This window comes from Symbiopectobacterium sp. (assembly GCF_051710365.1).
GTDB lineage: Bacteria > Pseudomonadota > Gammaproteobacteria > Enterobacterales > Enterobacteriaceae > Symbiopectobacterium.
In genome coordinates this window covers 1-6735 of the sequence record NZ_JBPETA010000162.1, presented here as the reverse complement: position 1 = coordinate 6735, position 6735 = coordinate 1, and the positions used below count along the sequence as shown (strand labels likewise).

General features: G+C 50.5%; 4 protein-coding genes and 2 pseudogenes. 2 read left to right on the top strand and 4 right to left on the bottom strand.

Going from position 1 to position 6735, the window contains the following annotated elements; genetic code table 11:
* Together ACTBDZ_RS13460 and ACTBDZ_RS13455 are read right to left on the bottom strand one after the other, a co-directional pair.
* Positions 1 to 177, bottom strand: a pseudogene (locus ACTBDZ_RS13460) (IS5/IS1182 family transposase); the annotation flags it as partial.
* Positions 178 to 242: 65 nt separating this feature from the next.
* Complete coding sequence (locus ACTBDZ_RS13455; RefSeq protein WP_438815699.1) at positions 243 to 1547, bottom strand: diguanylate cyclase; 1305 nt, start codon at positions 1545 to 1547, stop codon at positions 243 to 245.
* 369 nt (positions 1548 to 1916) lie between these two features.
* Between ACTBDZ_RS13455 and ACTBDZ_RS13450 the strand changes: the two genes are divergently transcribed.
* Complete coding sequence (locus ACTBDZ_RS13450) at positions 1917 to 2489, top strand: hypothetical protein (protein ID WP_438815698.1); 573 nt, start codon at positions 1917 to 1919, stop codon at positions 2487 to 2489.
* Positions 2490 to 2675: 186 nt separating this feature from the next.
* Here ACTBDZ_RS13450 and ACTBDZ_RS13445 read toward each other — a convergent pair whose 3' ends face one another.
* The gene (locus tag ACTBDZ_RS13445) at positions 2676 to 3272 is read right to left on the bottom strand and encodes a DJ-1/PfpI family protein (RefSeq protein ID WP_438815697.1); all 597 of its coding nucleotides are present in this window, start codon (positions 3270 to 3272) and stop codon (positions 2676 to 2678) included.
* A 501-nt stretch (positions 3273 to 3773) separates the two neighbouring features.
* Positions 3774 to 5972, bottom strand: coding sequence for a catalase/peroxidase HPI (katG, locus tag ACTBDZ_RS13440; RefSeq protein ID WP_438815696.1), 2199 nt, complete (start codon positions 5970 to 5972; stop codon positions 3774 to 3776).
* A gap of 516 nt (positions 5973 to 6488) precedes the next feature.
* Between katG and ACTBDZ_RS13435 the strand changes: the two are divergent.
* A pseudogene (locus tag ACTBDZ_RS13435) lies at positions 6489 to 6620 on the top strand (chemotaxis protein CheV); the annotation flags it as partial.
* Between the last annotated feature and the right edge of the window lie 115 nt (positions 6621 to 6735).

Here is a 6735-nt window from a genome sequence, read left to right as displayed (position 1 = left end):
CCAGAGTTGCAGGCAATGGATACGCAGCATGAGCATCAGAGGGAAAGGTCTGCGTCCCCGCCGGGATGAGGGGTAATATGGAAGCACTATATCTGCAATATCAGCCCATGGAACCAGCACATTCATGCGGTCGAGAAAGCGGGATTTACGGGAGGAATAGTGGGAAATTGCTGGCATCGTAAAAATATCATGATAAATAAAGCGTCATACTCTCATAAGTCACGATTAAATCGCACCTTCCCTTACTGTACCGTCCGGTTGCGGCCTTCCCGTTTGGCGATATACAGATTTTTATCGGCGGCAGCAAAGAGTTGGTGCACATGTTGCGTCAGGTCTATCGCTGAAGCGGGCGCATAGGCAATACCGATACTCACGGCAACGGATACCGGTGAGCGATTAATGATGCAGGGCGTGTCGTGAATTTGCATGCGCAAATGTTCTGCTAACGCAAAAAAGTCCTGCTCAGAGAAATCAAAACACACTGCCGCAAACTCTTCTCCACCGATGCGGCTCACCAAGCCCGGCTCTGGGATGGATTGCTTAATCAGGTTCGCGACATGTTTCAAAACATAGTCACCGTTATCGTGTCCGTAACTGTCGTTGATGGTTTTGAAGTGATCGATATCAACCAGCATTACATTGATGGCCGCTTGGCGATGACGGGGTATTTTCCCGTAACGGTTTAACGCATCGTTAAAGCCATAGCGTGAAAGCAGGTGAGTGAGGAAATCGTGGCTAGCCTGCATCAACAAGCGCTGATTGAGCTGGCGGATGGTTTTGGCGTTCATGGCCATCAGGAACGGGCTAAAGATGATGGCGGCGATACTGATGCGGGCGATGGTGATCGCTTGCATAAACAGGGCATCCTGATGGTCATAAATCCCCTGAACATGAAGCGCTGTTGCGATCAGTTCAACAATACCTGTGCACAAGGTAATCAAGCGTATCGCCCACAACGGGTACACGATGGCGCACCAGGTGAGCGCGGGCAGGGGGAACGCCAGAATGGCAATTGGGCCAACCAGCGTACCCAATCCCAGTGACAGTGCAAGAAACAGTAAGGGAATGCTGCTGCGCCAGTCTGCTTTAGGCATGCGCAACGAGAAATCGCTGCGCAGCGTCAGCAGTAATGGTAAAAACAGTACTGCGGTATAAAACTGGTCACTGAACCAGTTGAGCACATCCTGTTGAAACGGCTGACGTGTTTGCTCGGCCATGTGTTGCGCGAACGCGCCAACCAGCGCACAGCAAAGGGCGGCGATCATACAGGAAGCAAACAGGTGTAATGAGGTGGTGATATCGGCTTCTTGCTGACGATATCGTTCTGGCCAACACAATAATTTGACCAGCACAAAGATAAACACCAGGTTGGCACCATTAATGGTGAAGGCGCTGACGCCCCAGCCATAAAGCAGGCTGTCTTGCGCGATCATGGCGCTATAGGCAACACTGTAATACCACGGCGTATTCAGGTAGCGACAGCGATAAAACAGGGCGGCAACCAGAATGTTGACGGGCCAGAGAACAGAGAGATCGATGCCTGACATACGCGCATGTGAACCTAACATGCAGCCCAGTAGTGTCAAAATAAAAACGTTAAAGCTGTTTAAAAGCACATTGTCACTTTTAAACAGTGTCAGGTTTACACGCATAATCTCTGCCCATTTCTCCACGGGATAGTGCTCTGCCTCTCAAATAGCGTGCAATCATACACGTAAGCCCAGGAGCAAACAGTACCCTGCATGAAACCTGCTGGTTTTTAACGTATTGTTTTTGATCACATTAGAGGAAAATTCTCGGCATTCCGGTAAAAAAAGCCGCTAATAGCGGGATAGAAAATCCTTTTTGGCGCTAGTGTTATAATCAGAATACTGCGTGATGGCATGCGCATACTTTTTCACTGTCAGGAGTTCACCATGAGAATAAAACAGGGTATGTGCAGATTGTTGATGATGCTGCCGCTGTATGGCTTGGCACAGACGACGAGTTCCGACGTTATCGAGGGTTATACCACGCAGCAGATTGCCGATGTGTTACCGAAAACGTTAGATGGCTTGCAGCGACGTACGGTTGAAGTGGTCTCGGATTACCATACTTTTCAGGTGGAATACGTTGATCCTGCTACCATGCGTAAAGTACTGGTCACGCTTTATACCTTACCGGCAGATGCAAAAGGCAACATCCCCGTGGCATCCAGCGATCGCGATTTGGACGCAGTGGTCGCCAGTGCTGAAAAAGAAATGTTGCGTCAGCGAATCAAACCGGAAATGAAAGATCTGGCGATGCCGGATGCGCCCCGATTTCGCTGCCTGCAAACGATAATGAATGAAAAAGTGGTGCACCAGGTGTGCTCAACCTTGTTTAAGGGGCGAGTGCTGGAGATCCAACCGGTCACTATGGTAAACGACAAAGCTTATGCGCCAGCGATGCAACGTGGTGAGGAGTGGGTGGTAAAACTCGGTAAAATCATGAGCAATGCAGTGAAATAAAGCACAGTAACAGGCTGGCGAGCCAGCCTGACGTTGCTGACACCCACCGTCATTCCCGCGAAGGCGGGAATCTTTTACCGAAGAAACGCGTTCATTCTCACAGAGATCCCCTGCTTTCGCCGAGGATGACGAGGGGGAATGTGACTTTGCCATCAATCTGAGGTTGGTTCGACAGCCTGTTTTGCATCAGTCAGGGTTTTCTGTCCAGTCAAACTCCAGTTGTCTGGCGGTTCTTTCTGCCAGCGTACGTCCCGCAAAACGCTCGACCAGATGCAGGCTCATATCAATACCAGCAGAAATCCCTGCCGATGACACAAACGCCCCTTTATCAACCCAACACACATCACTTTTCACGCCCAAGTTCGGGAACATCATCTTCAAATCGGCAATGTCTTCCCAATGGGTAGTTACCGAACGGTTGTCAAACAGTCCGGTTTTGGCGAGCAAAAAAACACCAGTGCAAACAGATGCAGTAATGGTTGCTTGCGGGATTTGGCGAGTAAGCCAGTCAATAACCGCGGTTTTTTCCATCTCTGCGGTAACCACCCCGCCGGGGACGATCAGACAATCCAACGCAGGATGATCGTCGAGGGCGTAGTCGGGATCGATCTTTAATCCAGCACATGCGCGCACTGAGGCACGCTTTTCTCCGAGCGTGAACACGCTAAAACGCGGTTCGGATCCACCCGCCACACGCGTTGCGCAGGTAAAGACTTCATAGGGCCCTGCAAAATCTAATACCTCAACATTATCAAAAACATAAATTCCAATTTGCAGCGTCATTGCCGGCTCTCCACAGGAAGGGTCATCTTTTGGATGGTATAACCTGGTGCAGAAAAAAGAAACGTCAAACCAGCAAGCACATAGTGCTTACAGGTAGGGTTATGGTAGTTGCTTATTCCGAAAAGTAAGAAATCCTACATATTTTTGTACTGCCATTATCACTCTGTTGTAGTATATGCTGGTATGTATTTCTTGTTTACTTGGTATCAAATTTCGGCACGTTTTATTGCGTGCCATTTTAGCGTGAGGTATTTATGCAACGACAGAAGTGGTTTAGCGTGTGTGTCCTAACTATTCTGCTGATGACGACAGGAACCTGGACTTTGCACTTTTTCTTGGATGGCGGGGTTGTCAAAGGGATTGCCTGTTACTTTGTAAAACTGATGAGCGGAATTACGCCACTGGCGGCAATCCGTTCTGTGGTTATGCCCCAACATGGCCCTAAGACCATGTTGGGACGCCAGAAGAGCCTTACTGCACGACCCTAGCTCCGAATAACCGCTACACCAGATCGAAACGATCCAGATTCATTACTTTATTCCAGACAGCCACGAAATCGTGCACAAACGATGCCTGCGCATCAGCACTGGCGTAAACCTCCGCCAGCGCCCGTAGCTGTGAGTGTGAACCGAAAATCAGATCTACGCGTGTTCCTGTCCATTTTGGCTGACCCGTGGTGCGATCGCGCCCCTCAAACAGTGTGTGCGATGCATCAATCGGGTGCCAGGTGGTATTCATATCCAGTAAGTTGATGAAGAAATCAGTGGTCAAGGTGCCTGGGCGTTGGGTAAAGACACCGTGCGCTGTTTGCCCGGTATTGATATTCAGTACGCGCAACCCGCCGAGCAGTACGGTCATTTCCGGTGCTGTAAGGGTAAGCAACTGCGCCTTGTCCACTAGCAATGCTTCTGGACTGATGCTGTATTGCGCTTTCTGATAGTTGCGGAAACCATCGGCAATGGGTTCAAGTACGTCGAATGAGGCGACATCGGTTTGCGCCTGAGAGGCATCCATCCGTCCTGGAGTAAAAGGAACGCTGACCGATTGGCCTGCTTGTTGCGCAGCTTGTTTGACGCCCACGACGCCACCCAGCACGATGATATCGGCCAGTGAAACGCGTTTGTTGCCTGATTGTGCGTCATTAAATGCGTGTTGCACGCGTTCCAGAGCGCTCAAAACCTGCGCCAACTGTGCGGGCTGGTTCACTTCCCAATTGTTCTGTGGTGCAAGGCGCAGACGCGCGCCGTTAGCGCCACCGCGTTTGTCTGAACCACGAAACGTGGATGCGGATGCCCAGGCCGTTGCGACCAACTGCGATACGCTTAGCCCCGTTGCCGTAATCTGTTGTTTCAGCGTGGCGATATCCTGCGCGTTGATCAGCTCATGATTCACTGCGGGTATCGGGTCTTGCCAAATGAGTTCTTCGCTCGGCACTTCTGGACCCAGGTAACGTGCGCGTGGCCCCATATCGCGGTGAGTCAGTTTGAACCAGGCGCGCGCAAAAGCGTCGGCAAATTCCTCGGGATGTTCATAGAAGCGGCGCGAGATTTTCTCATAAACCGGATCAACGCGCAGGGAGAGATCGGTGGTCAGCATGGTGGGAACGTGGCGCTTTGTCGCATCGTGAGCATCAGGTATTTCTCCTGCGCCCGCCCCATGTTTGGGTTGCCACTGATGTGCGCCCGCCGAGCTTTTAGTCAGTTCCCATTCGTAGCCAAACAGATTTTGAAAGAAGTAGTTGCTCCACTGCGTCGGCGTTTGTGTCCAGGTGACTTCCAGTCCACTGCCAATGGTGTCGCCGCCTTTCCCACTACCGAAACTGCTCTTCCATCCTAATCCTTGTTCTTCGATGCCTGCGGCTTCCGGTTCGGGCCCGACCAATGCGGCATCGCCTGCGCCGTGTGTTTTTCCGAAGGTATGGCCGCCTGCTATCAATGCCACGGTCTCTTCGTCATCCATTGCCATACGGCTAAAGGTTTCCCGAATGTCTTTGGCGGCGGCGAGCGGATCGGGGTTGCCGGCGGGACCTTCCGGGTTGACGTAAATCAGGCCCATTTGCACAGCAGCCAGTGGGTTTTCCAGATCCCGTTCACCAGAATAACGTTTATTATCAACAAGCCAGGTGGTTTCCGCACCCCAGTAAACATCTTCTTCTGGTTCCCACACGTCGGGGCGACCGCCTGCAAATCCAAACGTTTTAAAGCCCATGGATTCTAATGCCACGTTGCCGGTCAGGATCATCAAATCGGCCCAGGAGATGTTTTGACCATATTTTTGCTTGATCGGCCATAGCAACCGCCTTGCCTTATCGAGGTTTACGTTATCAGGCCAACTGTTCAGTGGAGCAAAGCGTTGTTGTCCAGCCCCTGCGCCATCGCGGCCATCGCCAGTACGGTAGGTTCCGGCGCTGTGCCAGGCCATACGAATAAACAATGGGCCATAGTGGCCGAAGTCCGCAGGCCACCAGGGCTGGGAATCGGTCATCAAGGCATGGAGATCTTTTTTAACCGCCGCCAGATCGAGGCTGTTGAAGGCGGCGGCGTAATTGAAATTTTTACTAAGAGGGTCGGAGAGCGGGCTGTGTTGATGGAGTACTTTCAGACTGAGCTGATTTGGCCACCAATCCTGATTCGTGGTGCCGTGGCTGGCGGTAGGTTTGCTACCACCGCCAGAAAATGGGCATTTGCTTTCAGTTGTCATGCAATATCTTCCTCTACTGATGAGTTCCATGGGGCCTGGCACAAGGTCGCCCGGTACAGTGCTGTGGACACATTAAGCGTAGTCATCTTGTGGACATTGTTAAAATCGAAAAAGGCAACTATTACGATAGTTTTGATCTATGTTTATTTATAAATCGATAGGTCGAGTGGTTTATGGCAAGGTAGGGGATGACAAAGCACGCTGGGTAGCCGGCACGTTAGCGCGTCGGCAGATTTTTATGTCTGAAGAGTGAACAATATGTGAACCGTAAAAAACAAAAAACACTGAAATAAATTCATAAATATTATAGTGTTATTATATCTCACTGATTTTAATGGCATGGGGTTGTTACTGAAGCGCTCATGTTTTTGTCGATAGCGGTCGATAACAGATACCAGGGAGTTGAAGAATGCCACGGATAGCTTACAGTGAAAGGGCTGTATCTTGTCATCTGAACTCGGACGACGCGCGACACCTCGCTACTGCACATAAATACACATTCTTATTGAGGGTATAATGGATAATTTTCAAAAAGAGATAGATGAGAGAACAAATCTCACTTCCTCCAATAAATTTGAACTGCTGTTGTTCCGTTTGGGCCCCGCAACGCAGGGTGCCGAGTCTGAGTTGTACGGTATCAATGGCTTTGTTGAATAAATCAGAACTTGTAACGACTGTGCCCCATCGGGTCGATTGTTACGTGATGCGAATACTGTTCGGCATTCCTAATAGCGTGATCCGGTTAAGCGCTTTGACCATCGCC

Coding starts and splice junctions, on each gene's coding strand:
- ACTBDZ_RS13455 (WP_438815699.1), bottom strand. CDS start 1,547: ATGTCAGGCATCGATCTCTCTGTTCTCTGGCCCGTCAACATTCTGGTT.
- ACTBDZ_RS13450 (WP_438815698.1), top strand. CDS start 1,917: ATGAGAATAAAACAGGGTATGTGCAGATTGTTGATGATGCTGCCGCTG.
- ACTBDZ_RS13445 (WP_438815697.1), bottom strand. CDS start 3,272: ATGACGCTGCAAATTGGAATTTATGTTTTTGATAATGTTGAGGTATTA.
- katG (WP_438815696.1), bottom strand. CDS start 5,972: ATGACAACTGAAAGCAAATGCCCATTTTCTGGCGGTGGTAGCAAACCT.